23 protein-coding genes and 1 tRNA gene are annotated in these 25,106 nt (G+C 54.6%); 14 read left to right on the top strand and 10 right to left on the bottom strand.

Annotated features, from left to right (window positions below):
* The first annotated feature begins 197 nt into the window (after positions 1 to 197).
* The gene (locus JO972_RS16860; protein WP_425498331.1) at positions 198 to 281 is read left to right on the top strand and encodes a PEP-CTERM sorting domain-containing protein; all 84 of its coding nucleotides are present in this window, start codon (positions 198 to 200) and stop codon (positions 279 to 281) included.
* Between the two features lie 103 nt (positions 282 to 384).
* Here the strand turns inward: JO972_RS16860 and ahr are convergent, their stop codons facing one another.
* From ahr to pgsA, 4 genes are all read right to left on the bottom strand, one after another.
* Positions 385 to 1,404 (bottom strand): NADPH-dependent aldehyde reductase Ahr, encoded by a 1,020-nt coding sequence (gene ahr / locus JO972_RS15625; RefSeq protein WP_309491022.1) that lies wholly within the window; start codon positions 1,402 to 1,404, stop codon positions 385 to 387.
* An 89-nt stretch (positions 1,405 to 1,493) separates the two neighbouring features.
* On the bottom strand, positions 1,494 to 2,282 hold the full coding sequence (locus tag JO972_RS15620; RefSeq protein WP_309491021.1) for a trypsin-like serine peptidase: 789 nt from the start codon (positions 2,280 to 2,282) through the stop codon (positions 1,494 to 1,496).
* Between the two features lie 6 nt (positions 2,283 to 2,288).
* Entirely contained in the window at positions 2,289 to 3,668 is a 1,380-nt protein-coding gene (gene der / locus JO972_RS15615; RefSeq protein WP_309491020.1) for a ribosome biogenesis GTPase Der, read from the bottom strand.
* Positions 3,669 to 3,705: 37 nt separating this feature from the next.
* Positions 3,706 to 4,287 (bottom strand): CDP-diacylglycerol--glycerol-3-phosphate 3-phosphatidyltransferase, encoded by a 582-nt coding sequence (pgsA, locus tag JO972_RS15610; protein WP_309491019.1) that lies wholly within the window; start codon positions 4,285 to 4,287, stop codon positions 3,706 to 3,708.
* Positions 4,288 to 4,374: 87 nt separating this feature from the next.
* Here pgsA and bcp point away from each other — a divergent pair, with 87 nt between their 5' ends.
* The 3 genes from bcp to JO972_RS15595 all read left to right on the top strand — a co-directional run bounded on the left by bcp (position 4,375) and on the right by JO972_RS15595 (position 6,780).
* A complete protein-coding gene (gene bcp / locus JO972_RS15605; RefSeq protein WP_309491018.1) occupies positions 4,375 to 4,851 on the top strand; it encodes a thioredoxin-dependent thiol peroxidase in 477 nt (158 codons plus the stop codon).
* Entirely contained in the window at positions 4,848 to 6,194 is a 1,347-nt protein-coding gene (gene rsmA, locus JO972_RS15600) for a 16S rRNA (adenine(1518)-N(6)/adenine(1519)-N(6))-dimethyltransferase RsmA (protein WP_309491017.1), read from the top strand. The genes bcp and rsmA overlap by 4 nt, the downstream gene beginning before the upstream one ends.
* A 64-nt stretch (positions 6,195 to 6,258) precedes the next feature.
* Entirely contained in the window at positions 6,259 to 6,780 is a 522-nt protein-coding gene (locus JO972_RS15595; protein ID WP_309491016.1) for a hypothetical protein, read from the top strand.
* Between the two features lie 110 nt (positions 6,781 to 6,890).
* Here JO972_RS15595 and JO972_RS15590 read toward each other — a convergent pair.
* A tRNA-Arg gene (locus tag JO972_RS15590) sits at positions 6,891 to 6,965 on the bottom strand.
* A gap of 220 nt (positions 6,966 to 7,185) precedes the next feature.
* Between JO972_RS15590 and JO972_RS15585 the strand changes: the two genes are divergently transcribed.
* From JO972_RS15585 to JO972_RS15565, 5 genes are all read left to right on the top strand, one after another.
* On the top strand, positions 7,186 to 7,956 hold the full coding sequence (locus JO972_RS15585) for a MotA/TolQ/ExbB proton channel family protein (RefSeq protein WP_309491015.1): 771 nt from the start codon (positions 7,186 to 7,188) through the stop codon (positions 7,954 to 7,956).
* A gap of 155 nt (positions 7,957 to 8,111) precedes the next feature.
* The gene (locus JO972_RS15580; RefSeq protein ID WP_309491014.1) at positions 8,112 to 8,567 is read left to right on the top strand and encodes an ExbD/TolR family protein; all 456 of its coding nucleotides are present in this window, start codon (positions 8,112 to 8,114) and stop codon (positions 8,565 to 8,567) included.
* Between the two features lie 34 nt (positions 8,568 to 8,601).
* The gene (locus JO972_RS15575; RefSeq protein ID WP_309491013.1) at positions 8,602 to 9,069 is read left to right on the top strand and encodes an ExbD/TolR family protein; all 468 of its coding nucleotides are present in this window, start codon (positions 8,602 to 8,604) and stop codon (positions 9,067 to 9,069) included.
* Between the two features lie 305 nt (positions 9,070 to 9,374).
* Positions 9,375 to 12,500, top strand: a complete 3,126-nt coding sequence (locus tag JO972_RS15570) for a tetratricopeptide repeat protein (protein ID WP_309491012.1) — start codon at positions 9,375 to 9,377, stop codon at positions 12,498 to 12,500.
* 60 nt (positions 12,501 to 12,560) lie between these two features.
* On the top strand, positions 12,561 to 13,496 hold the full coding sequence (locus tag JO972_RS15565; RefSeq protein ID WP_309491011.1) for a Mul1B family putative transporter subunit: 936 nt from the start codon (positions 12,561 to 12,563) through the stop codon (positions 13,494 to 13,496).
* Between the two features lie 99 nt (positions 13,497 to 13,595).
* Here the strand turns inward: JO972_RS15565 and selA are convergent, their stop codons facing one another.
* On the bottom strand, positions 13,596 to 14,981 hold the full coding sequence (gene selA / locus JO972_RS15560) for an L-seryl-tRNA(Sec) selenium transferase (protein WP_309491010.1): 1,386 nt from the start codon (positions 14,979 to 14,981) through the stop codon (positions 13,596 to 13,598).
* 42 nt (positions 14,982 to 15,023) lie between these two features.
* On the opposite strand from selA, the gene gcvT reads away from it, so the two are divergent.
* The 5 genes from gcvT (at position 15,024) to rsgA (ending at position 21,100) form a co-directional block, all read left to right on the top strand.
* Entirely contained in the window at positions 15,024 to 16,130 is a 1,107-nt protein-coding gene (gene gcvT / locus JO972_RS15555; protein ID WP_309491009.1) for a glycine cleavage system aminomethyltransferase GcvT, read from the top strand.
* A 46-nt stretch (positions 16,131 to 16,176) separates the two neighbouring features.
* Entirely contained in the window at positions 16,177 to 16,554 is a 378-nt protein-coding gene (gene gcvH / locus JO972_RS15550) for a glycine cleavage system protein GcvH (RefSeq protein ID WP_309491008.1), read from the top strand.
* 90 nt (positions 16,555 to 16,644) lie between these two features.
* Entirely contained in the window at positions 16,645 to 19,467 is a 2,823-nt protein-coding gene (gcvP, locus tag JO972_RS15545) for an aminomethyl-transferring glycine dehydrogenase (protein ID WP_309491007.1), read from the top strand.
* 45 nt (positions 19,468 to 19,512) lie between these two features.
* Complete coding sequence (locus tag JO972_RS15540; RefSeq protein ID WP_309491006.1) at positions 19,513 to 19,935, top strand: DUF5069 domain-containing protein; 423 nt, start codon at positions 19,513 to 19,515, stop codon at positions 19,933 to 19,935.
* Between the two features lie 43 nt (positions 19,936 to 19,978).
* Complete coding sequence (rsgA, locus tag JO972_RS15535; protein WP_309491005.1) at positions 19,979 to 21,100, top strand: ribosome small subunit-dependent GTPase A; 1,122 nt, start codon at positions 19,979 to 19,981, stop codon at positions 21,098 to 21,100.
* 22 nt (positions 21,101 to 21,122) lie between these two features.
* Here rsgA and JO972_RS15530 read toward each other — a convergent pair whose 3' ends face one another.
* From JO972_RS15530 to JO972_RS15515, 4 genes are all read right to left on the bottom strand, one after another.
* Positions 21,123 to 22,913 (bottom strand): PhnE/PtxC family ABC transporter permease, encoded by a 1,791-nt coding sequence (locus tag JO972_RS15530; RefSeq protein ID WP_309491004.1) that lies wholly within the window; start codon positions 22,911 to 22,913, stop codon positions 21,123 to 21,125.
* Entirely contained in the window at positions 22,903 to 23,655 is a 753-nt protein-coding gene (locus tag JO972_RS15525) for a phosphonate ABC transporter ATP-binding protein (RefSeq protein WP_309491003.1), read from the bottom strand. Before JO972_RS15525 ends, JO972_RS15530 begins: the two co-directional genes overlap by 11 nt.
* Positions 23,656 to 23,746: 91 nt before the next feature.
* Positions 23,747 to 24,655, bottom strand: coding sequence for a putative selenate ABC transporter substrate-binding protein (locus JO972_RS15520; RefSeq protein ID WP_309491002.1), 909 nt, complete (start codon positions 24,653 to 24,655; stop codon positions 23,747 to 23,749).
* A gap of 145 nt (positions 24,656 to 24,800) precedes the next feature.
* On the bottom strand, positions 24,801 to 25,106 hold a 306-nt coding region (locus JO972_RS15515), incomplete at its 5' end, for a hypothetical protein (protein ID WP_309491001.1).

The raw sequence follows: 25,106 nt of genomic DNA, 5'->3' as shown, positions 1-25,106 counted from the left end.
AGTGGCTGAAGGCTTTATTCTCGTGAAAGAGAAATCACAGATGATGAGAATCCAGATCCTCTTAAGTAGATGGATCTCAAACAGGCCGATTTTCAACGCAGCCCATTGCTCCAACACGATCACACATTCACAGTGCCAGCTTTGCGGGAAGAGGGCGAGGGGGAGCGGCGAAAACCGATTGAGATTTGACCTTCGCTGTGGTGGTCGTTCCGGAATTAAGCAGCGTTGCGTTGGTCATGCTGGGATCCCTGGCTATGTTCGGTCGACGCCGTAGACGGTAGCTCGTGTTTGGTTATGATCTAACAGGTTTCTTTGCTTCTGTCGCAGTGGGCTTGAATCCTCCGTACATGCTTGCTGCACAAAGAATGTCTCCCGATGCGAGGTCTACCCATTCGAGAGCACTACGCGGTAGCGGGCTTTGCCGGATTTCATGTGATCGAGAGCCTCGTTGATTTGCTCCATCGGGTAGCTTTCGATCTGTGGTTTGATGTCGTGGAGTTTGGCGAATTCCAGCATGCTTTCCATGGTGGCCGGGCTGCCTACCGGCGAGCCGGAGACCGATTTCTGGCCGCCGATGAGTGGGAAGACGCCGAGATCGAGCGGTTCCAAGGTGGCTCCGACAAAGTGGAGCCTTCCTTTGGCCTTGAGGGTGTTGACGTAGGTGTTCCAGTCGAGCTTCACATTGACGGTGGAGAGGATGAAGTCAAACGAGCCATAAGCGGATTTGATTTCCTCCTTGTCACGTGAGTTGAGCGTTTTGTGGGCACCGAGTTCCAAGGCTTCTTGTCGTTTCGACTCGCTGGAGGTGAAGGCGGTGACTTCGCAGCCCCAGGCGTTGAGAAATTGCAGCGCGATGTGGCCGAGCCCACCGATGCCGATGACGGCCACTTTGTCGGTGGACTTGACATCGAACTGTACCAGCGGATTGAACACGGTGATGCCGGCGCAGAGCAGGGGGCCGGCGGACTTGAGGTCGATGCCCTCGGGGATGACCACCACGCTGGCGGCATCGGCCCGTAACTTTTCGGCAAAACCGCCGTGGTGGGCGACGATGGTTCCTTGGGCATCACGGCAGAGATTCTGATCGCCGTTTTTACACGAGTGACAGTGGCCACAATAGCCGCTGTGCCAGCCGACACCGACCACGGTTCCTTTTTCCAAATTCTGCACATTGCTGCCGGTGGCGACGACTTTGCCAATCACCTCGTGCCCACCTACCAGCGGGTATTCCGAGATTTCCCATTCGTTATCGATCATGCTGACATCGCTGTGGCAGATGCCGCAGTGCAGGACTTCGATTTCCACTTCATCCGCGGCGAGCTCTCCGACATCGTAGCTGTAGGGCTGCAGGGTTCCACCGGCTTCAAGGGCGGCGTAGGCGTTGATTTGATTGCTTTGGCTCATGATATTCTCAGATAAACGAGCATCATGGGAAACGCAAAAAGTAATCCGCTCTAACGGCAGATCGGCTGGAGCTTGGCCTGAGGATCACCTCACCAGGCCACCGTGCGCAAGGCGTAGCGGCGGTCGGTTTCCTCGATGGCCTTGGAAATCTCCGCCTGCACCCGGGCATCGCCATAGAAGGGGCCAACGCCTGGACCTCCACCGGTGTGGGTTTCGATGAGCACCGGCCGACCGCGCCGCATGACAAAACTTGGATTGCCGCTGTCGCCGGTGACGAGTTTCTTACGGTAGCCGTTTTTATGAGAGGGATCGAACTTGAATGCAATGGAGCCACCACGGATGGCGGCAATTTGGTGGACAAAGAGGCGGCGGTTTTGATCGGTGACGAGAACATACTCGCCGGGGAGTCGCGTGGGGTAGTCCGCGCTCGGTCTGAGTAGCGGGTAGGGTGTGTAGTTCGCTGGCAGAGGCTGATCGAGCAGGCCCACCGAGTAATCGCCACCGGAGAGGTTCTTGATGGTCACGATCTGGCGCACCTGCCGTTTGCCCTGGCGGTCATGAAAGACCACCGGTGTCAAAACCGGACGGGTGTAGTGCTTCGCCATGATCACATGCCTCGGAGTGATCAGGGTGCAGGTGCGTTTGCTGTTGAAGGAAATACCGGAGGCATCGAATTTGGCCGTCCAACCGTCGTTGAGCTGGGCATGGCCTTTGGCGTTGTATTTTTTGAAGATGTTAGGCGACTGATAAGGCACCGCCATGCTGCCGGTGGCCATCGACGACCCTCGGCTCATGCCAGAGCCGGATGAGGTCACTCCGCAGCCAGTCAGCGCGGCACAGACGACACAGGCAAGGGTGAGTGGAAGCCAATGTTTCATCGACAGCTAGCGGCGTTTTTTCTCGTCCGTGGCGTTTCTGGAGCGCACGGAGAAAGTGATCGGAATGCCGGGGGACGGATGATCCTCGCGCAGTCGGTTAGTGAGATACTGCTCGTAGTGCTCCTGCATCAGGCGCTTGTCGTTGACGAAGAGAATATACGTTGGCACCGGGATGGCGGTGTAGCGATCGTTCACTGCGGCGGTGGCGTAGAGCAGTTTCAGACGCTTCGTTCCTTTCTTCGCCTGCGGTGGTTTCTTGGCAAATGCCTCACCGAGGAATCGGTTGAGTTTGCCGGTGGTGATCGGGTTTTGAGCGGCCTTGCGGATCTCGGCGAGCTTGCTGAAGACCAGTCCGATTGATTGTTTCTTCAGGGCGGAAACGCAGACGTAGGGGGCGTAGGCGAGGAAGAACAGCTCGGTGCGCACGTGCTCGGTGGCTTCTTCCAAGCGGGCGCTCTTCTGGGCATTCGGGTGGAAGAGATCGAACTTATTGAGCACGATCAGGCAGGGTTTTTTCTCGTCCTGGATGATGCGGGCGATTTTGCGGTCCTGGGCGGAGACGCCCTCGGCGCAGTCGATCACTAACAGGCAGATGTCTGCCCGGCGGATCGAGCGCTCGGCACGCATCGAGGAGAACACTTCCACGGAAGAATCCATCTTGGTGCGGCGGCGGATACCGGCGGTATCGATGAGCGTGTGCTGCTCGCCAAGAAATTCGTAGGGCACATCGATGGCATCGCGAGTGGTTCCTGAGACGTCAGAAACGATAGTGCGATCGTCCTTGAGGATGGCATTGATCAGGGAGGATTTGCCGGCGTTGGGTTTACCGACGATGGCGATCTTCAGGCCTTCCTTTTTCACCACCTGCTCGGCTTCTTCGATGTCGCGGTTCAGCGGTTCCACCACCTTGTCGATGGCATCGGCGATCATGTGCATGTTTTTTCCCAGCTCCGCAGAGACGGGAATGCCTTCGCCGTAGCCAAGGGTGGCGAAGTCGCCGGTGAGAAGGTCTTGTTTCTCGTTGTCCGCCTTGTTGATGATGAGCTGGACCGGAGCCTTGGACTTGCGCAAGCGCTTGGCGAGGTCCTCATCGATCACGGTGATGCCGTCCTTGGCATCGACGATGAACAGGATTAAATCGGCGGTCTGCATGGCGATGTCCGCCTCGGTGGTCACGGCAGCGCCAAAGCCATCGTCGAGGGTGGCACCAATGCCGCCGGTATCGATGATGGTGCAGGGCTGCTCTGAGATATGGCAGGGGGCGGAGATGCGGTCGCGCGTCACGCCCGGTTGATCGTGAACAATGGCGATGCGGCGCCCTGCGAGTCGGTTAAATAGGGCGGATTTGCCGACATTGGGTCGGCCGACGATGGCTACGGTAGGCATGTTAAATGAAAGAGTGAATGATGGGTAAAAGGGATGATTATTCCACCGCGTGGTGATCTTTGAGTTGGCGCAGGCCTTCGCGGAAGTATTCGATGCCGGACCAAACGGTGAAAATGGCAGCGAGAACGGTGGGGTAGATCGGATCGAGGGGGATGATTTTCAGCATCACCCATCCGAGTAAGGTCATCTGGGTGACGGTGCAGACTTTCCCCGTCCAGTGGGGACGGATCGGCACCTGCGAGTTGAAATAGTGCAGAATCCAGATGCCGCCAATAATAATGATGTCGCGGGCGATCATTAGTGCGGTGAACCAGATCGGGATACTCCATCCCTCGCCCCAGGGAACGAAGGTGAGAAAGACGATGCCGGTGAGCAGCAATGTCTTATCGGCAAAGGGATCCATGAAGGCTCCGAACTTCGAGCGCTGGTTGTAATGACGCGCGATGTAGCCATCGAGGGCGTCGGTCACCGAGGCGAAAATAAACACGCCGACGGCCCACCAGCGGAAGGTTTCATTCGGGTTTCCAGCCTTCACCGTTTCCCCGTAATACACCGCCAGCGCGGCAAACACCGGCGCCATGAAGAGTCGGGTTAGGGTGATTTTCGATGCCAGAGTCACGGCGGTAGTTTGCAGGAAGGCAGGTGAACATAGAAGTTTTTAATGTGTGCGATTGCAATTCGTAGCTCGCCGACTAGAGCTAGGGGCATGAAACCAAAAGTTGGCGAAGATGCGCCGGATTTTACCGCAGACGTCGTTGGGGGTGCCTATCAGGACGGGGCCGAGGTCTCGCTGAAGCACTTGCGTGGGAAGCCCGTGGTGCTGGTCTTTTACCCGAAGGACAACACGCCGGGCTGCACCATCCAGGCCTGCGCCATCCGCGACAGCTGGGACGCGCTGGAGAGCATCGCCTACGTCTTCGGTGTCAGTGTGGACGACGCCAAGAGCCACCGCAAATTCATCGATAAAAAAGAACTGCCGTATCCGCTGCTCGCCGATACCGACAAGAAGATCGTCCAGGACTACGGTGTCTGGGTGGAGAAAAGTATGTTCGGGAAAAAATACATGGGCATCGAGCGCAGTAGCTTTGTCATCGGAGAAGATGGCAAGATCATGGCGGTGCTGGAAAAGGTGAAGCCCGGTGCGCACCTTGACCAATTGTTAGAAGTGCTGAAAAAATCATGAACCAGACGGAAATCATCAGTCGGCTGAATGCGATGGGGGTGACTCCATCGAAGAAGCTGGGGCAGAATTTTTTGGTCGATGAAAATGTCGCCCGTTGGATTGTCGATCAATTGGAGGTGAAGCCCGGTGATACCGTGGTGGAAGTGGGCCCTGGCACCGGTGCGCTGACCGAACACGTGGTCGAGCTGGCGGACAAGGTGATCCTGGTCGAATTCGATGCGCGCTTGGCCGAGGGGCTGAAACTGCGCTTTGCCGACAACGACAAGGTGGAGGTGCATCATTTCGATGGCGCCAGGTTCGATACCCGGGTGCTTTTCAAACATCAACCGGTAAAGCTGCTGGGTAATCTGCCGTATTCCGCCGGTGGTGCGATCATGCGGAACTTCATGAAACGACCGTCGCCCGTCTGTAAGGCTGTGCTGATGCTGCAGAAGGAGTTTATCGATCGGATCATCGCCAAACCCAAGACCAAAGCCTACGGCGTGCTCTCGCTGCGCATGCAGAGCGAGTGGGTAAGCAAGCCGGTGAAGACCATTCCGCCGCAGGCATTTTTCCCCCGACCACTGATCGATTCCACCGTCATGGTCTGTGAACCTCGCCCCGATGATCTGCCGGTTTACGACGCTCGTTTATTCGATGAAATCATCCGCCGCGGCTTCTCCCAGCGCCGCAAGCAGATCAAAAAACAAATGCCAGACACCGCCGACTGGGAACAGGCGGCTGCGCAGATTGGCGTGGGAGTTACAGCACGTGCCGAAGAAATTTCGCTCGAGCAGTGGGCGGTGCTGACGCGCATTTACGACGACCATCCGCTCAAGGACAACCCACAGAAAGGGGACGAACTCTTCGATGTGGTGGATGAACATGACGAGGTGCTCAAGCAGGAGACTCGCGACACTGTTCACCGTGAGAATTTGCTGCACCGCGCCGTGCACATGTTTGTTTTCAACAAGCGCAAAGAGCTGTTCCTACAAAAACGCTCCCGCCTGAAAGACGTGCATCCCGGAGTCTGGGACTCCAGTGCCGCCGGACATCTCAACGCCGGTGAGGACTACGAGCCGACTGCTGTTAGGGAGCTCGAAGAGGAGCTCGGTATCCAAGATGCCGAGGTGCAGGAGGTGGCCCGCATTGCTCCGAGTGAGCAGACCGGTTGGGAACACATCCGCCTGTATCTATGTCGTCACGATGGCGCCATGCGCTTCCCTTGTAGCGAAGTGGAGTCCGGTGAGTGGTTCTCCATGGATGATGTGCGGGAGTGGATCGCACTTCGGCCGCAGGATTTTGCCAGCGGCTTCATCGAATGCTGGCAGGCCTTCGATGCCAAAATGGCTGAGGCGGAGTAGGGGGGCGCTTTTTCGATCGCTCTCGATCAGTGGTTTATGGTAGGCTTGGGGGATGAAAACCCCAATGTCTATCGTGTGTTTCTCTGTCTGGGCCCTGTTGCTGTCGGCGCTCGCAGCCGAGGAGGCTAAGCCGGCGGCCGATTGGCGGATCGAGCTTGTTCCCAGTCGATATTCAACCGGCAAGGGTGCAGTGCTTTATGCCACCAAGCCTCTGGATACCTTCTACATCATCCTGCACAATACCTCCGGAAAAGACCTGCGTCTGTGGCGTGATTGGTGCTCCTGGGGCTACGATAATCTACGGTTAGAGGCGACCTTGGCTGATGGCCAAGTGGTGCAGCTTAGCAAGCGAGCCAAGGAATGGGACAAAAATTACCCGGATGTTTTCACGGTGGCGGCGGGGAAATCCCATGTGTTGGAGGTTCATCTGGGTGGCCAATTGTGGCAGGGGGTGAAGCAGCTGCCCGAGGAGCCGTTTCAGCTCGTGGTGCACTATCAGATTGACCCCAGCAAGGAGGGGGAGCGGAGGAAAATATGGATCGGAAAGCTGCGTTCGGAACCGCTCACTGTGACCCTGCGGCAATGACGGCTATTGCGGTTTCAGTTTCCCGTTGTTGGATGCCAATGAGTTAGGCTTTCAAGTGGCGCTTGGGGACGGAATCAAGATCGTCTCCACGGGGTGAGATAAAAGAAAAGTGGTAGGTCCACCAGGAGTCGAACCTGGATCTACGGCTTCGGAGGCCGTTATACTATCCATTGTACTATGGACCCGTAATTTGCTGACACAATGACACGTCGATGCACCAGCGCGAAAGATCACTAATGCCCGATACTAGGGGAGTCAAGCCGTCAGTTTGAAAAGAAAAGCGATTACTTAATTTCTCAATTTCCTCCTTTACTCTAAGTATAAGATTCGCAGAATCGTCTTAATCAACGGTTACCAAATTGGTAGCCTCCAAGCTCCTACAAATACAACCTATAAACCATTAGAATGAACACACCATCCCGCCCTATCAAATCTGTGGCTATCACTGCAGCTACCGTGCTGCTATCCTCTTCCTCTCTGTTTGCAGCTGAGGAAACCAGTTTGTTAACGAAGTATGTGACCGATGGTGGTTGGCCAATGATTTTGATTGGTCTGTTGATCCTCGCTCTGATCGCTCTTTGCGTGTTCAACTTCATGAACCTGACCAAGGCCAAGTTCTGCCCGGAAGACCTGAAGGCTGGTCTGATGGATCACATGCTGAACTGCCGTGTTCGTTCCGCCATTGAGCTGGGTGCTTCCCACCCAAGCTACCTCGGTCGCATGATGGCTTACGCTCTCCCTAACGTCGATGCCCGCCGCCCTGAAGATCTCGGCCGCGACTACGTCGAAGATGCCATCGCTGATTTCACCATCAACGAAAACCGCAAGAGCATGACTCTGATCAACTACATCTCCCTGATCGCTCAGGCAGCTCCGATGATGGGACTGTTCGGAACCGTTCTTGGTATGGTGGGTGCGTTCGGCACACTGGCTAGCGGTGACGGATCTGCTGACCCAGCCTCACTGGCCGGTGACATCTCCGTGGCTCTGTTGACCACCCTTTGGGGCCTGGTGACTGCCATCCCATCCCTGACTGCTTACTTCTTCTTCAAAAACAAACTCAACAACCTCGTCGCCGAGTGTCACCACACTGCCGAGGAACTGCTTAACGCATCCATCCAGACCGTCAACGGAGACGCACATCTGGCTAAGATTCCTGAAGGTATTGCCGTTTAATCCGGATAGGGAGGTGGCAATTGCCGTCTCCCATCTGATCTCATCGCGCAAAATGGAGACATGTTGCGCGATTTTTAAACCTCTTCGCCTTCAGAGTCGATCCTCCTGATTGACTGGCGAAGAACCAAACAGCCCAATACGAAAGGAATCAAACTATGGCATCTAGTAAATTACGCAACAGCGCCAACGGCTCAGACGATGAGCTGCAGGTGGACATGTCGCCAATGATCGATATGGTGTTCTTGCTCCTGATTTTCTTCATTGTCGCCTCTACGGTGATCGTGGTGAAGCAGGACCCGAACGTCGACCCACCGGTCGCAGACAGCTCTAAAAAACCCAAGGACGGCAAAGGCCGCATCGTTATCAACGTTCGTAAGGACGGCTCGTTCTATGCCGAGACCGCCACCACGAAGTTTGACGACGAGGAGGCAATCACCGAGTATGTGAAGGAAAAGAAACTGGTTGAAGAGGGGAAAGGACTCAAACCGATCATCCACCTTCGTGGTGACCAGGGAGTTTCCTTCAAATACGTTCGCACCGTCATCCGTGCATCCGCCAACGCCGGTGTCGATAACGTGGTCTTCTCAGTCTACGGATTTGAGAAAAACTAACCCATTCAACCGCTCATTTAACACATAATTTCCCATGGCTCGTAAAAAGACATCTGATAATCTCGAAGAAGATGAACCAGGCTTGGACATTTCATCATTGATTGATGTTTGTTTCCTGCTCCTGATTTACTTCTTGGTGACCACTACCATTCAACCGCGTGAACAGGATTTGAAAATGCAGCTTCCTGCTGCGGCTCCATCGACTGATACACCGGAACTTCAGCCAATGTTCATCAAGGTGGACAAAAGCGGAACCATCTACATCAACACCGGTCCATCCCAAGAAGCTCTGGACTCTGACCCTAATGTGCGCAAGTTGCCCATGCTCAAGGAGCGTCTGGACACTTATGCCGGAGCTGCCAAGGCGGGCGGTAAGCAGCCTATGGTGCAAATCTGGGCTGACCCGGAAGCGATGCAGCAACGGGTGGTCGATGTGCTCAACTGCCTCGCAAGTGCGAAGGTGCAGAGTGTTACATTCACCGACCTCGTCGACACCCCTTAGGTTGAATTTCGAACTCTCCACTTGCCTCACGGCAGTGGGGAGTTCTTCCGTTTAATCTAAGAAACATTCGAGGGTCTGCGTTGTAATCAACGTCACAGATAATCGCTTTTCCTCAAGCGTCGGGCGTCACTCTGACGATCGCGCATCAAGGTGAAGCGTGTCTGTTCATTACAAAAAAAGAATCTTCCGGCGGGCTTTCGCTGAATATCCGCTGGAGTATTTTTATTTCTATCTTACCCTCACTTACTTCTCCCATTTTTATCCTATCTCTCCCTCCCATCTAAATTACACACAACGAATCACTCATGAATACGAAGTTTAGCCATAGTTCTATCAGCCGATTACTGGTAATGTGCGCGGTCGCGTGGGTTGCTAGTTTCTCCACCGCCAAGGCTCAGGATCTGAACACTCAGATGACCCAGGCAAACCAGGCGTGGAAAGAAAAGCAATACGACAAATGCCAAGCCATCTTCACGCGTATCGTCACCAGCTACGCGGCACGCGCTCCCTTACTTTACGGGCCGAAATTTGGTGTCATCTACTACCGCAAGGGCCTCTGTGAGCTGAAGCTCGCGGACATCGCCAAGCGGGGCAATAAGAAGGAAGAGGCGAAAAAATGGTTCGATGCAGCCGCCAAATCTTTCGAAACTTGCTACAAGAAATACCCTAACGGTGCGTCCGGTATGCCGAAAACCACCAACACCTCGCACAAAGCCGCTCTGCAGCGTTGGGCTGAGGCCAGCATGGGAAAACAGGAATACAAAGAGGCCATCAAGCTCTACCAGAAGTTCCTCAACGAGCGCGACAAGGGGCGCGATAAAATCCTTCCTACTCCCGGAGGTTTCTACATCAACCTGGCAATCTGCCACTTCCTGATGGAAAAACCTCAGATTCCCCAGGGGATCCGCCACTTTGAGACGGCACTGAAGAACAAGGAGAAGATGAGAACTCAGGATGCAGGCATCGTCGCCGGATTCCTCTCGCTTTCCCAAGCCGTGATCAAGGAGAAAGACGAGGCTGCGATGGTTGATTTCCTCAACAAAAACCGCGCCGACATCACTCTGTCACCCTACCAAATGTATGAGTTCACCCCAGTCTTCCTGAAGCTGGCGGGCAACGCACTCGAAGCCGACATGTTTGTCGCCGCCTTCAACCTCTACGCTCTGGTTCCCGGAACCGAGGAAGCCATCCAGGACATCAAGGTGCGTCTCGACCAGTTGGGTGAGCGCCGCGGCATTGTCGACGGTCAGGCCATCATCGATGCCGACCGCCTGAGCAAGGGACTCGAAAAACTGCGTGAGAAACTTCGCTCCGGCGATCCTGACGACGTCAAGGTGCTCTCCGCCATGACCTATCTGCACGATCAAGCCAGCAACCAACGCGGTGTCTTCGGATCGCTCGAGCAGCTTGAGCTTTACTACAAGAAAAGCAGCAAGCGTGAGCAAAACCTGTTTAACCTGGTGCGCGTGTCCTCCCTCATCGGTGAGAACCTCACCACGGAGCACTACGGCAGCATTTTCCTCAGAGACTTCCCTGACAGCGACAAGGTGGAAGCCGTCCGCCAGCTGATGCTTTCCAGCCTCTTCTTCGGCGGTGAGTATAAGAAGAGTCTCGAAGTGGCAGAAGTCCTGATCGACAAGGTTCCCAAGCCTTCCGAGCAGCACGACATCTGTCTTTTCGTCCTCGGTGGTAGCCACTTCTACCTCGGCAACTTTGAAAAAGCTCAGCCGTTCCTTGAGCAGCATGTGAAGGACTATCCAAAGAGTAACTTCATCATGCACTCCGAGTATTTCCAAGGTTCGAACCTGACTCGCCTGCAATACTGGGACAAGGCGGCGAAGTTGCTGGACGAGTTCTTGGCCAAATATAAGGACCCGAACAAAAACATCTACATGCCCAACGCGCTCTACGATCGCGCCAACTGCCACTTCTCCGAAAGCGAGTATGATCCAGCCATGGCGCTGTTGAACCGCCTGGAGAGTGAGTTCTCACAAAGTGTTGTGATCGACATGGCCTACAACATGAAAGGCAACATTTTCGAGAGCACCGGCAATCGTGACGAAGCTGAGAAATACTACAATCTCGCTCTGGAAACAGCCGAGAAACGCGACAATGAAATCGTCGCTGGTGAGGCACTCAGCTACCTCGTTGGTATGCTCGGCACTGAGAAGATCGACAAGAAGCCGAATCCACGCATCAAGGACGCGATTCCGTTCTACGATAAATTCATCAAGGAATACAGCGACTCTCCTTACAAACCACAGGTTGTGGTTTACGGAATGCCCGCACTGCGCGCTGCTGGTCGTGAACAAGAAGGTCTCGATAACCTTCAGGCAATGATCACCGAGTTGGCTGGCAAGAAACGCCAAGCCTTCCTCGAAGAGGTTGTTAACGCTTACTCCGATGCTTTCCTCGCTGTTAAAGGCAATACTCCCGAGAAGCTGAAGGAAAAATACTACAACTTCCCTGGCATTGACCTCAGTGACAAGCGGACTTTGGCCTTGCTTCGTATCGCCCTCATCGGCGTCTTCGAAGAGCAGCTGAAGACAGCCGCCAAGGATAAGAAGGAAGATCAGCTGCTGCGCTATGAAGCCGGTATCAAAGCTCTCTTCACCGATCTGCGCAGCCAGTTCCAACCTAAAGACCTGACCAACTTCGTGCTCATCCGTGTGGGCGACTACCTGCGTGAGAAAACATCCGCGCCCAAGCAGTCGCTGCCATACTACGAAGAGCTTCTGGGTCGTAAGGACAAGACCGGCATGGAGTTCAAAGCCCTCTTGGGTATCGCCGATGTCATGGGCGCTTCCGATGCTCCATCGGATAATAAGAAGGCCTTGGTGAGCCTCGAGCGTGTGCACTCCTCAGCCAACGATGATCCAACAACTCAAGAAAAGGCACTCTTCCGCATGGTCGAGATCAATGCCAAGTTGGACGATTGGGAGGCTGTGGGTAAAACGGCCCGTCAGTATCTCGATGAGAAACACACCAAGAAAGTGGCCGAGGTTAGTTTCCTTTACGCTCAGTCATTCGATAAGCGTAACATGGTCAACGACGCTCTGTTCCAGTATGGGATGGTTTATTCCCGCTACACAGGCTTCATCGCCATCTCTGCACCTGCTGTTAAGCGTGTGATGGAACTGATGTGGGAACGGAACTTGGAAGTCGGTGCCACTGTGGGCGATGGTGCGAAAGCGATCACCCTGACAAAATCAGATCGTCAGTCCGCCTACGAAACCATCGGTAGCAAATACATCAACTCCACCCGTCGCATCCGCGAGACGAACAAAAACATGACCGACGCCGAGAAGGCTGTCTGGGATGATATGGCTGCTTTGGTCAAGGAGTTTGAGTCAACCGGCCAGGTGAAAACCATGGAGGAAATCAAGAAAGAGCAGGCGGAAAACCGTCGCCGTGGTCGCAGTAACGACTAATCGCAGCGTCTGCTATTTCATACTCATTAATCAATTAACGTCGAACTAATCAAACTAGCTATGAATATTCGCTCTATGATCACCTCAGCGCTGCTGCTCGCAGTCGCGCCCATCGCCTCCGCCCTGGAAGCGCCCGCCCGTCTTATGTATAAAGACGGCTCACACGACGATGTATTGGTCGTCGATTACAAACGTGGATACGTCACCTACAAACTCAACGAGCGCGATTTGAACCGCGCTCGTAAAGGACCGGACGCGGTGACCTCCATCTACTTCTACAAAGTGCCACTTTTCGAAGAGGCAATGGCTCTCTACGAGGGACGGAAATATGATGAGGCCAAGGCCAAGTTCCTCGAGTGCCAAGAGGCGTATAAGAACGTCGATACAGCACCGAACAACTTCGCAACTCTCTCTGGTTTCTATGCCATGGAGTGCATGCGCAGAACCTTCGATCTCAGCGGCCTGAGCTCCGCGATGGAGAAGTTCCGCAAAGAGGGTCTGACTCGCGAGCATCACTTGCAGCAGCTGGAAGTGAATGCTTTCTGGGAAGCCGTCCGCCTGAAGGACTGGGATCGTTTGGATCGTCTCGCCAAAGATTGGCGCGAGCGCAAGGTGACTGGTAGCCAACGCGCTCAGATCGCCTACTGCCACGGTCTCGCTCTCGAGAACCTCGCTAAGAAGAATCCCAAGCTGATCACCGATGCTCTGAATTCATACAACGTCACCCTCACCGCTGATTTCACCGCTTCGGTGGAGTTGGTGGTCGCAGCCGCGAGTAACTGTCTCGGTATTTACCACAAAGACCCGGAGGTGCAGCTCGCTATCCGGAACTGGGGCACCGATGATGAAAACCAGAACGGTGTGGGCTATCAGCGCCTCACTGAAGCGGGTGCTCTGGTGCAGCTCTATCTGCAAGCTGGCTTCGATAAAGTGAAGCCACTGAATGCCGATCACAAGAAGTTCACCAAATACGCTCCTGAGCGTAAGGAGGGTTAAGCTTAGGCAACTTCATCACGTATCAAGATCAATCCAGCGGAGCAGTCATCGACTGCTCCGCTTTTTTCTTGGGTGATGGAATAGAAAAGAGGGTAGGGCTTAGAGGACTTGTTCCAGGGCTTCGACTAAGCAATCATCTTGATGGGCGAAGACAGTGCGTAGGTCCAGACGCAGTTGGCTTTCGACGACCACACCAACGATGGCGCGATCGCCGGTTCGCAGGAGGGTAGCCAGTCGGTTGACTGAAATCTTAGTTGGGGAGATCGCGATCGCTACAGATGGGATTTCCGATTTCGGCATGGTGCCTCCACCGGTGCGGGCGATGGTTTCGACCACTTCGCAGCAGCTCTGTGCGCTGCCCGGCAGGCGGGAGATGATTTGCTCGGCCCGTTCGCGAAGTGTTGCCACATTTTCCGAGATGAATTCCAAGGCGGGCACTCCGAAGGTTCCTCCGGAGGATTTGTTTGCCAAGTAGGTATCGATGCATTCCTGCAGCACGGTGAGGATCAGTTTGTCACAGCGGACAGCGCGGAAAAAGGGCTCTTTTTTGATGCCGGCCACCAGTTCTTTGTTGCCTGCAATAATGCCGGATTGAGGGCCGCCTAACAATTTGTCACCGGAGAAACAGACGAGGTCGATGCCATTACGGAGTGCTTGTTGTGGGGTCGGTTCATGATCGATGGGGGCTAGCTCATCCGTATTCATCATGGCTCCGGAGCCGATGTCTTCGACCAGTGGTAATTGGTGCTCATGCGCGAGCTTGGCGAGATCACTGACCTCGGGTTCTTCGGTAAAGCCACCGATGTAGAAGTTGGATCGGTGAACCTTGAGGATCATCGCGGTGTTCGCTGTGATCGCTTTGGCGTAGTCGTTGAGGTTGGTTTTGTTGGTGGCTCCCACTTCCACGAGTTTGGCTCCCGATGTTTCCAGAATTTCAGGGATTCGGAACCCTCCACCAATTTCCACCAGCTCACTGCGCGAGACGATCACTTCGTTTTTATCACCCACGCAGAGGTGCCGCAGTGTTAGCACCAAGGCAGCTGCACAGTTGTTCACTGCGGTGGCTGCTTCGGCTTCTAACAATGATGCCAGGGCGGTTTCCAAATAGCCGGCCCTCTTCCCCCGAGCTCCGTCTGGCAGGTTGAATTCGAGGTTGCAGTAGCCGGTTGCTATCTCCGTGAGGGTGTTCGCAGCTTCACGGCCCAAAGGGGATCGGCCCAAGTTGGTGTGAATGATAACGCCTGTGGCATTGATGACGGGTTGCAGTCGGCTCGCGGCAAAGGTTTTTAACGATGCTGCGATCTCTTTTTCAATCTCCACCCGACTCGGTGTGGCGCCTGATAGAATTTTTTGTCGCCACTGATAGAGCTCCCGTTGGACGAAGGTCGTGACTAGGGCGCGGGGCAGGGGGCATTGCAAACAGAGGGCTTTAACCAAGATTTCTACGGCGGGTAGCTCTCTTAGAGATTGCTTTGGATTTGGCATAAGTCGAAATTAGCCAGCTATCTTGATTTGACAAGTGAAGGTATGACACACATTCTCCGCCGCGTGAGTGAAAATATCCAAGAGACACCATTGGCCGCCCTTCACGTTGAACTGGGTGGGAAAATGATTCCTTTCGCTGGCTGGAATATGCCCGTTCAATACACCAGCATCATTGATGAACACACCGCGGTGCGAGAGGATGTCGGAATTTTCGATATTTCCCACATGGGTCAGTTTTTCCTCGAAGGCGAAGGCGCCGAGGCATGGCTCAATACCATTCTGGCCAACGACGTTTCAAAACTCGAAGTCGGTCAGGGGCAATACACTTTCATGTTGAATGAAGACGGTGGTGTGATCGATGACTTGATCATCTACCGCCAGGCCGAAGGCAAAATCTTCCTAGTGGTGAATGCCTCCATGATCGATGTCGATTACGCATGGCTCGATAAGCACCTCGCAGGTGGCTTGACGCTCACCAACGAGAGTGATGCTTGGGCAGGGATGGCGGTGCAGGGACCGAACTCGACCGCACTATTTGCCAAGCTCTTCCCCGGACGTGAACTGCCGGCCCGCAATGGCATGGACATCTGGGAGCAGGATGGCGAGTCACTCGTCGTTTGCCGCACCGGCTACACCGGCGAGGACGGCTATGAATTTTTCAGCTCGGCTGCCAATGGTAGCGCCTGGTTCCAGAAATACATCGACGCTGGTGCCAAACCCTGTGGCCTGGGCGCTCGCGATTCCCTGCGTCTGGAGGTTTGTTACCCACTCAATGGCTCGGATCTCGCGCCGACCCGCACCCCGATCGAAGCCGGCCTCGGCTTCTTTTGCGCCTTGGAAAAAGGAGACTTCATTGGTCGCGATGTCCTGGTGAAACAGAAGGAGGATGGCTTGAAAGAGCGCTTGGTCGCTCTCAAATACACCGGCAAGGGGGCGCCACCTCGTGCCCATTACGAGGTCTACTCTAAGGACGGCGAGCTGCTGTCCGAACTCACCAGTGGGGTGCTCTCCCCAAGCCTGCGCGAGGGGATCGGTATGGCCTATCTCCCCGTCGCCAGCGCCAAGCTGGGAACCTTGGTCGATATCGATGTCCGAGGCCGAAAATTTGAAGCTAAAGTCGTAAAAAAACCCTTTTACAAGAAGGGCTAATCCAGTGCAGAAATAAATAACCAAACAATCAGACACCTTTTATATTATGAACGTCCCAGATAATCTTCGCTACACCTCCGATCACGAGTGGATCCTCCTTGAAGACGGTATCGCCACAGTCGGCATTACCGATCACGCCCAAGAGGAACTGACCGATGTTGTTTTTGTCGAACTCCCTGATGATGGCCGTAGCTGCGATGCGGGAGACCCGGTCGCTGTGGTCGAGTCCGTGAAAGCTGCCAGTGATATCTACTGCCCAATCGCCGGTGAAATCGTCGGAGGCAACGCCGATCTGGAAGCTGACCCAGCTCTGGTGAACACCGATCCTTATGGTGCCGGCTGGATCTTCAAAGTGCGTGTCAACGATGTCGCCACCGTCGAGGCTCTAATGGATGCCGAAGGCTACAAAGGTCTTATTGGCTGATTTCTGCCATGTCCCACTAAATATTTACTATCAGGCGTGCTTCGGCACGCCTGTATTCATTTAACACTTTCTCAATCTAACTAATTTCCCATGTATAATAATTTCTGTAGCCGCCATGTAGGCAGCGTAGGTGACACCCGTGAGTCGATGATTAAAGAACTCGGTTATGATCGCATCGTCGATCTGATCGAAGACGCTGTGCCGGCCAACATCCGCGGCGGGGCACCTCTCGAACTTCCTGACGCACTCAGTGAAACTGGAGCACTCGATCGCTTGCGCGGGATCATGGGGGAAAATAAAGTTCTCAAGAGTTTCATCGGTCAAGGATACAGCGGCACCATCGTGCCTCCCGTGATCCAGCGGAACATTCTGGAAAATCCAGGTTGGTACACCGCCTACACCCCTTATCAGGCCGAGATTGCCCAAGGTCGTCTCGAAGCTCTGCTGAATTTCCAGACATTGATCTCGGATCTCACAGGTCTTGATGTTGCCGGAGCTTCTTTGTTAGACGAAGGCACCGCCGCTGCCGAAGCCATGGCACTGGCCAAGTCAGGTAATCGTAAAGGCACCACGATGTTTGTGGCTGATAGCTGTCATCCGCAAACCATCGATGTGGTAAAAACCCGGGCAGAGCCTTTGGGAATTCAAATCGAGGTGGGCGATTGGAAAAGCTTCGACCCCGCAGCTTGTGAGGGACTTTTTGCCGTTCTGGTGCAATACCCAGACACCCTCGGAACCATCGAGGACTACAGTGAGTTTGTCGAGAAAGCACACGCTGCCGGGGCCTTGGCCATTGTGGCTGCTGATCTGTTAGCTCTCACCGTCCTGCGCGCTCCTGGCGAATTTGGTGCCGATATCTGCGTGGGTAACAGCCAGCGCTTCGGCGTGCCATTCGGCTTTGGCGGTCCACACGCTGCGTTCATGTCCTGCACGGACAAACTGAAACGTAAGATGCCCGGCCGCCTCATTGGTGTCTCGGTCGATGCCCAAGGGAAACCGGGATACCGTCTGGCATTGCAGACTCGTGAGCAGCATATCCGCCGCGATAAAGCGACCTCTAACATCTGCACCGCTCAAGTTCTGTTGGCAGTGATGGCTTCTATGTATGCCGTTTATCACGGACCTGACGGACTGAAGCGCATCGCTAACAAAGCCAACACCTGCGCACGTATTCTCGCTGCTTCGTTGACCCAAGGTGGCTTCGAACTCGTGAGCGATCAATTCTTCGATACCATCACTATCAAGGTGCCAGCTAAAGCTGATGAGTATTTGGCTGCAGCTGTGGAGCTGGGATACAACCTGCGCCGTGTCGATGCTGATCACGTCAGCATCGCCTGCGATGAAACCTTCACTTGCGAAGACGGCAAGAGCCTGCTGCAGGTCTTTGGCATTGAGAAAGCCGACAGTGAACTGGCGGACGGACCTAACTGGAATGAAGTTCACAACCGTGAATCGGATTTCTGCACCGCTCCCGTGTTCAACCTTTACCACTCCGAGACCGAAATGCTGCGCTACGTGGCACGGCTTGAGAAAAAGGATCTGGCGCTGAACGAATCCATGATCGCGCTTGGTTCCTGCACCATGAAACTCAACGCCACAGCTGAAATGATGCCGCTGAGCTGGCCTGAGGTGGGGAACATTCACCCCTTCGCTCCAGACGACCAGACCGTGGGCTACCGCGCGATGCTTGATGAACTTTCTGACTGGTTGGCTCGGATCACCGGATTTGCCGCCGTTTCCCTCCAGCCAAATGCTGGATCTCAAGGGGAATACGCAGGTCTGTTAGCTATCCGCCGTTACCACATGGCCAATGGTGATGAAGAACGGAACATCTGCATCATCCCAACATCCGCACACGGAACCAACCCGGCCTCAGCGGTGATGGTGGGCTTCAAGGTGGTTCCCGTTGCCTGTGACGAAGCCGGCAACATCGATGTTACCGATCTGAAGGCCAAGGCGGAAAAATACGCAGATAACTTGGGAGCCCTGATGATTACCTATCCTTCGACTCACGGAGTTTACGAGGAAACGATCGTGGAAATCTGCGAGGCGATCCACGCGAACGGCGGTCAGGTTTACATGGATGGCGCAAACATGAATGCGCAGGTGGGACTCACCAGCCCCGGCCAAATCGGCGCGGATGTGTGCCACTTGAATTTGCATAAAACCTTCTGCATCCCTCACGGCGGTGGTGGACCAGGCGTTGGCCCGATTGGTGTGGCCGAGCAGCTGGTTCCTTATCTTCCCGGGCACCAGATGATGGAAAATGAAGCCGATCCGGTTTGCTCCGCCGCTTATGGTAGTGCGAGTATCAACACCATTTCGTGGATGTACATCGCCATGATGGGTGCCGATGGCCTCACCGAAGCCACCAAGATGGCCATTCTCAATGCGAACTACGTGGCCAAGCGTCTGGACGATTCCTTCCCTGTGCTCTACACCGGCAACAAAGGCCTGGTCGCGCACGAGTGCATTATCGATCTTCGCCCTGTCTCCGATGCGAGCGGAATCACGGTGGAGGATGTCGCCAAGCGTCTGATGGATTACGGCTACCATTCACCCACCATGAGTTGGCCGGTCGGCGGCACTCTGATGATTGAGCCCACCGAGTCCGAGTCTAAAGCCGAGCTTGATAAGTTCTGCGATGCGATGATTTCCATCCGCGATGAAATCCAGGCCGTGATCGATGGTCGCAGCGATAAAGAGGACAACGTGCTGAAAAATGCACCGCACACCGCCGAGATGGTCATCAGCGATAGCTGGACGCACTCCTACGGTCGTGAGCAAGCCGCCTATCCAATGCCCGCTCAGCGCGATCATAAATTCTGGCCAGCAGTCGGTCGGATTGATAATGTGCACGGCGACCGCAACCTGGTCTGCTCCTGCGCAGGCATGGAAGCCTACTCCGAGTAGTCATCCCTCGGTCATCACCATCCACCCGAACACCGGAGATCTGACATGTCTGACTACCAAGCCCCAAGAAGCCCGCGCGATGAAATCAATGGAATGCTCTATTTCCCCCGATTGTGTGACAAGATCCGTCTGCACTCGGAAGGAAAGCTCGAAAGTGATTACATCGAGAATCTGGGCGGGGGCATGGACCTGTGGACCTGTCAGTTCCTGGGCGTGGACTACACCGACCTTCGGGACAAGGTGTTAGGCGGAGCCTCTGATGAAGAGGCTCTGGCATGGTGCCGGGAAAATGGAAACCCGCGCGGCGAGCTCGAACTCACTTGGTGGAACAGCTACATGCAGAGCCGTGGCTATCGTGACGACATGACCGATCGCCTCGCATTCCGCAAGGACGAGGCCGGGTGGAACGACCGAGACGATATCATCACCTTCTTCGATTTCATCGACGTCGATGAAGGACGGCAGTAAAAAAAGCCTGCCCAATCGTGTGAATCCTGTCTAAAAAACTCGAGTGACTCTCAACGACCTCGGCTGGAACACAGAATTTCAGAAAGACTTTGATAAGCTTTCTCTGAAGAAATGCGTGCCGGCACGCCTCATCCGCGATAATAAAATCACCTACGGGGCACTCTTCATCGATGATGAGGAGGACGTTTGCGAACGTGAAGTGGTGATGAGCGGTAAGGTGTATCATGATGCCTCGTCCGATGCCGAACTGCCGGCCGTCGGAGACTGGGTGGCCCTGGAGCTTGCCAAAAACGAAGATGGCGAGAACATGATCCGCGCGCGCCTGCCGCGGCAAACCTGCTTTTCCCGGAAACTCCCTGGGAAAAGCACCATGGAGCAGGTGATTGCCGCCAATGTCAACGTGGTGGTGGTGGTCACCGATGCCGGATCGGATTTTAACCCGCGCCGCATGGAACGCTACTTCATGCTCATTCGCCGCAGTGGCTCCAAGGCCGTGGTTCTGGTCAATAAATCGGATATGTTCCCTGCGGAGCAAAGCGAGGAGGCCGCCGAGATCATTCGCGAGCTCGACGATGAGGCCGATGTTTTTGTCACTTCCGCCGTCAGGGATGAGGGCTTGGAAGTGCTTAAGAATTACCTCCAACCCGGAGTCTCAATCACGATGGTCGGATCCAGTGGAGTGGGCAAATCAACCTTGGTGAACCAGTTGTTAGGTGAAGAGTTTCAGTGGACTGGTGATGTCAATGAAGCCACCGGCAAAGGGCGCCACACTACCACCGCACGCGAGTTGATCTTGTTGGATGACGGTGGGATTTTGATCGATAACCCTGGGATGCGCGAGATCCAGATGTGGACCGATGAGCAAACGCTGCGAGAAAGCTTTGCCGATGTCGAGGCACTGACCGCCCAGTGCAAGTTTCACGATTGTAAACATGGCAACGACAAAGGCTGCGCCATCCGCGCCGCCGTGGAATCGGGCGAACTGGATGAAGGTCGCTACGAAAGCTATCTCAAACTCGATGAGGAAATTGAAAAGCTGGAGAAGCGTCAGAAAAAGTTGCGCCAGCTATCCGAACGACGTGCCAAGCGCGATCACCGTGTGAAAGCCCGCAATCTCGCCGACCGGATTGACCTTGAGAAAGAGGATAACCCCGACTGGCGCTGAGCCGTTCATTTGGGGCAGGGGGCTAGTCATTGCGGAGTTTGTATCGCAGTGCGAGGGACACAAGGTCGCCAACAAAGACGATCGCCGCTCCTAACAGGACGAAGAAGAACATCTCGTCGTAAGCGCGTGAGAAGTTGCGTGCAATTTGAATTTCATAGCCGAGTGAGGCCACCCCTAACATGCCGAGGATGGTGGCTTCTCGCACACAGGTTTCCCAGCGGTAGAAGAGATACATGAGGAAGCGGTTGAAACTTTCCGGCATGTAGCTCGCGAGGTAGCTCTGCCAGCGACTGCCACCGTGTAAGATCACATGCTGCGCCCTGGCTGCTGGCTGGTTTTCCATCACCTCACCCCAAAGTCGGCCAAGGATGCCAAAGTTGTGTAAGGCGAGCGCAATGACCAGTGGCCACGCGCTGATACCGAGAATGCCAATCAGCAGGTAGGCATAAATGTATTCCGGAATGGCTCGGCTGATGATGAATAGCGACCTTGTTAGAAAACCTGTGGATTTCCACACCGTGGATTTGAGCCAACTGAACTTTCCATTGAAAAGGCCGAGAGGATGAGCGGTGGCCAGAGCTCTGCTAGCCCAGGGGATCATGATCCAGGCCGCGAAGCCTGAGAGGATGATGGCGGCTGTTGCCATCGCGACGGTATTCAGCAGAGCGGCCTTGCCACTGGTTGTCCAAAGTTCTTGCGCCCAGGGGATCGCATCTGCCCAGTCGCCACTCTCACGCACCGGAGCTGGAGTGAGACGCTTGCCAAAGGTCTCCATTCGTTCGGAGCGGGACTTTCCAATTGGGGCCTTGGTCAGCTCTTCCGCTTGAATCCCGGCCAAGTTGGGAAACCAGGAGAGGGTAATCAGTAGAATGGTGGCCCAGCCAAGGATGCGCGTGAGCTGCCAGCGGGGAGCTTTTTTCTTCAGTTCATCGATGTCGGGCGATTGGCTGAGTGCCTTCGTGCGTGAGGGGATGGTGTTGAGACGATAACGTAGCAAGGAACCTAACAGATCGACTGCAATGATCACGATGATCAAAAGGTAGAGCTCGGTCCATAGCTCGTTGTAAAAGTTGTTTTCAAAAGATCGCTTGATGGAGAGGCCAATCGTTTCGATACCGATGAAGCCTAACACGGCTGAGGATCGCAATGCACACTCGAAGCGATAAAGTGTGTAAGTGGTCATGTCCGGCACGGCTTGGGGCAGGATGCTGGCAAAAAACGCCTGCATAGGTCTGGCACCAGAAGTGACTAGCTGCTCGCGCGCAGCTTTGTGTTGCTCGTCGATGATTTCTGAAAAAACTTTGGCGAGTGTGCCACCGAAGGGGAGCGTCAAAGCCACACAGGCGGTGATCGGTTCACTGCCGATGGCGGAGACAAAAAGCAAGGCCCAGATCAACTCGTGAATCGAACGCATCAGCGTGATGAAGGTTCGGGTGAAGAGGTAGATCGGGCGGAGTATAAGCCGGATGCGTCCGCGGTCTGGCCACCAGGATGTCGATGCTGCTAGTCCTAACAGAATACCTGTCGGCACTGCCATGCTCATCGCGATGATGGCGTAGCGAATCGTGCTGCCGAGCTCTCCGAGGATGCGCTCCATGAAGGGAGTGGCATCGTCTGGTAGGCTCCGGCTCTGGTCGCTGAAGCCCGGGTGCAAAGCGGCCTCGAGAAGACCGTCGCTTTTTCCTGTGCTCAAATCTTCATGCAGCGGGCCGAGCCACCAGCTGGAGAGAAGCAGTGTGACTAACAGACCTAGAACCGTGAGCTTGCGCCCACTGAACGAACTGCCGAGTGGTCGATGAGGCTCAGGCGTCATGGTCGAGTTGATAGAGGGCCCTGCATTGTTCATCGCTGAGTTCACTCACAGCGGAGTCAAAAGCGAGCTGTCCGGCACGGAGCCCGATCAATCGAGGGAAGAATTCACGTGCGAGCTCAAGATTGTGAATGGAGACAATTAAGGTGATCTCTTCCTGCTTCGAGAGATCGATCAGCAGGCGGATCATGTCACGTGCCCTCATGGGATCGACGGCGGAAACCGGCTCGTCGGCGAGAATGATGGATGGTTTTTGATAGAGTGCGCGAGCCACGGCTACCCGCTGCTGCTGGCCTCCGGACAGGCTGTCGGTGCGATCGTAAAGTTTTTCGCCAATACCGGCGCGGTCTAACAATTCATGAGCCATCTGCCGTTCTTGTCGACTCGGTGTCAGGCTCTGCCGCACCGTATCCATCAGCCCCAGCTTGCCGAGTCCTCCGTTGAGGACATTGCGAATTACTCGCACATTGGGAACCAGCCCAAGATGTTGGGGGATGGTGGCTATTTGGTGTCGAAGCTGCCGCAGCGTGTGAGTATTCAGTTCGGCCGGGTGCTGGGACAGGACTTCAACGCTGCCTTCTGTTGGAATCATCTGCGTGCCGATGAGCCGCAGCAGGGTGGTTTTGCCGCAGCCGGAAGGGCCGATTAGGGCGACTTGTTCACCGGCCTTGATATCCAGTGAGATGTCGTGCAGCGCACGGTGCTCGCCGTAACGGTGGCCAAGCTGTTTAAGGTGGACAGACATGCTGCAGTGTCGTTTGGGTTCGCTTAAAAGAGAAAAGGAAGACCGAGGCAGCTGGCCACCTCGGTCTTGATTGGAGTCTCGAGACGCGAAGTTATTTCAACTTCACACTTTTCATCACATCGGCGATGCCTTGGAAGGTGGCATTGTCGACCTGAACGAATCCGTCGCGATCAAAAGCCTTCAGGACAGCGGGGTCCTTGCAGTTCACAAGCAGTTCTTGAAGCTTGTCGGTGAAGCCTTCGCCAAAGGTCTTGTCCAGTTCACCACTGGCGGTGAAGTTGTAGTCGGCGTAGGTGGGCGTTTCCCAGATGACGGGGCACTTTTCGGGGGCGATGGTGCCTTCCTTTACCATACGCTCATATGTGCTGAAGTTCATCGCGCCTACTTCAAAGGTGCCAGCTTGCACCTGCAGGGCTGTTTTGTCATGTGCGCCGGAGAAACCGACCTTGCTGAAGAAGTCGAGAGGGCCGGTATCGGTGTTTTTGACGATGAAGTGAGCCGGCATGATGCAGCCGGAAGTGGAACCCGCACTTCCGAAAGTGAAGGTCTTGCCTTTCATCGCAGTGGGAAATTCGTCGGACTTGGTCAGTCCAGTCGATGGGTGGGCAACAAAGTAGGACTTGAACTTGAGGTCTTTTGCTCCTGAAACCAGAGCGCGGGATCCTTCGACCGCATTGCGAGCTTTCACTCCGGAAACTCCACCGAACCAGGCCAGTTGGATGTCGCCGTTTTCAAATTTGGTGACCGAGGCATCGTAATCGCTGGATGGCACGAACTCGACTTCAATGTCCAGTTGCTCGGCGAGCCACTTGGCTGCAGGGCCGTATCGCTCGGACTGGGCCGTGGTGTCTTGGTCGGGAATGGCTGAAAAGCGCAGCACCTTGGCGGATTCGTCCGCTGAGCTGTCGCTGTTTTCTGTCTTACCGCAGCTGCTGAATGCCACTGCGCCGATGATGAGAGATGCCAGACCGGCACCTTTGAGGATACGTTCTCGTTTCATATGTAGTAGTATAGGTGGTTCTTAAACCGCCCTTAAACCATACGGGAACTGGCTTGCTGTCTAGGAAAAACCAGTGGCAATGGATCTAGGGCGATTCCCTCTTGGTGGAGGCGTTCAATCACACTTTCATATAGCTAACCCCATATTAATCAATAAGTGGCACGCTATCTGCAAGCGTTGGAGTAAGACTCAGAAGCTCATATGGCAGTTGTCCGCGTAATAGAGAGTGCTTAAATGGCATTCCAAATGACCAAAACGACACAAAACTGCATCTGAGTTGAATAGATAGACGTAATTCACCACCATTCCCTCTTGGAGGCTCAAAAAAATGGATTCTTGGAACCCTTGTAAAACAATGGGTTGTGGCCTTGTTGTCAAAAAAGTGTGATTTTGTGGCCAAAAGATATTGACCTGAAACGATTTTCGAGTAGGTTCCGCCCGCCGCTCCGAA

It is taken from the genome of Oceaniferula flava (assembly GCF_016811075.1).
Taxonomy (GTDB): Bacteria; Verrucomicrobiota; Verrucomicrobiia; order Verrucomicrobiales; family Akkermansiaceae; genus Oceaniferula; species Oceaniferula flava.
This window is presented reverse-complemented; position numbering and strand designations above follow the sequence as displayed.